The organism is Mesorhizobium sp. M8A.F.Ca.ET.202.01.1.1 (assembly GCF_004791595.1).
In the GTDB taxonomy this organism is placed as follows: Bacteria; Pseudomonadota; Alphaproteobacteria; order Rhizobiales; family Rhizobiaceae; genus Mesorhizobium.
On the sequence record NZ_SRUN01000252.1, the window covers coordinates 1 to 299 of the forward strand.

At 65.6% G+C, this 299-nt stretch carries 1 pseudogene; it reads right to left on the reverse strand.

The features are described 5' to 3' along the window. A pseudogene (locus EN845_RS34730) lies at positions 1–299 on the reverse strand (LLM class flavin-dependent oxidoreductase); the annotation flags it as partial.

Below are 299 nucleotides of genomic sequence, written 5' to 3' on the forward strand. Positions count from 1 at the left end.
TTGATCTGCTTGGCCTGTTGAACATGCAGCGGCTCGCCGCTCTCGTCGAATTTCAGCGTCGAGCTCTGCAGGTTCATACCGAGCTTGGCTGCCCAAACGGCGGTGGCGTCGGTGGCCGCGCCCCACCAAATGCGCTCGCGCAGGCCAGCCGAGAAGGGTTCAAGCCGCAGCAGGCCTGGCGGGTTGGGGAACATCGGCCGGGGATTGGGCTGGGCAAAGCCTTCGCCGCGTAGCAGGTCGAGAAAAATCTCCGAGTGCCGGCGCGCCATGTCGGCGTCGGTCTTGCCCTCTTCCGGCAC